Source organism: Kitasatospora sp. NPDC040550 (genome assembly GCF_055594965.1).
Window position 1 is genome coordinate 1 of sequence record NZ_JBVIWC010000069.1, and the last position, 1139, is coordinate 1139.

1 protein-coding gene is annotated in these 1139 nt (G+C 66.0%); it reads right to left on the reverse strand.

Features of this window, described 5'->3' with window-relative positions; genetic code table 11:
* Complete coding sequence (locus ACZ58X_RS40225) at positions 1–1092, reverse strand: IS630 family transposase (RefSeq protein WP_470338520.1); 1092 nt, start codon at positions 1090–1092, stop codon at positions 1–3.
* Positions 1093–1139: the final 47 nt, after the last annotated feature.

Genomic DNA, 1139 nt, shown 5'->3' on the forward strand with positions numbered 1-1139 from the left:
CTAGTGTCCTGAGTCAGGAATTCGCTTCAGATATCCGGCTAGGCGGTCGAGGATCTCGTCGGCTGTCTTGGTCCAGACGTAGGGCTTCGGGTTGGTGTTCCAGGTGGCGATCCAGTCACGGATATCGGCTTCGAGGGCCTGGACGGACTTGTGGACGCCTCGCCGTATCTGTTTGTTCGTCAGTTCGGCGAACCAGCGCTCGACCAGGTTGAGCCATGACGAGCCGGTCGGGGTGAAGTGCAGGTGGAAGCGAGGGTGGGAGACCAGCCAGGTCTTGATCGCCGGCGTCTTGTGGGTGGCGTAGTTGTCCAGCACCAGGTGAACATCCAGCCCCTCGGGGACCTCCTTGTCCAGCCGGAGCAGGAACTTCTTGAACTCCTCGGCCCGGTGGCGGCGGTGAAGCGAGCCGATGACCCTGCCGGTGGCGACCTCGAGTGCGGCGAACAGGGTGGTGGTGCCGTGGCGGACGTAATCGGCGGTCATCCGCTGCGGCACGCCCGGCATCATCGGCAGCACCGGCTGGGACCGGTCGAGCGCCTGGATCTGGGATTTCTCGTCCACGCAGAACACCAGGGCCCGCTCGGGCGGGTCAAGGTAGAGGCCGACCACGTCATGGACCTTCTCCACGAAGTACGGGTCGGCGGACAGCTTGAAGGTCTCAGCGCGATGCGGCTGCAGTCCGAACGCGCGCCAGACCCGTGACACGGTGGACTGGGACAGGCCGGTCTCCCTGGCCATCGACCGGGTCGACCAGTGCGTAGCATCCTTCGGGGTGCGCTCCAGGGTCTTGGCGACCAGCTCGGCCACCTGCTCGTCGGTCACCGTGCGGGGACCTCCCGGCCTGGGCATGTCGCCCAGGCCGGCGATCCGGTGCTCGACGAACCTGGCCCGCCACCGGCCGACCGCATGCGGCGTCGATCCCAGCCGCTCCGCAACGTCCTTGTTGGACGCGCCGCTCGCGCACTCCAGGATGATCCGGCACCGCAAAGCCCAGGCCTGCGACGTCGACCGGCGACGCACCCACCCCTCCAGGGCAGCCCGCTCATCCTCCGACAACACCAACTCGACCTTTGGCCGACCCGTCCGCGCCACAGCCCCAGTCTATATTTATGAATGAAATTCCAGACTCAGGACACTAG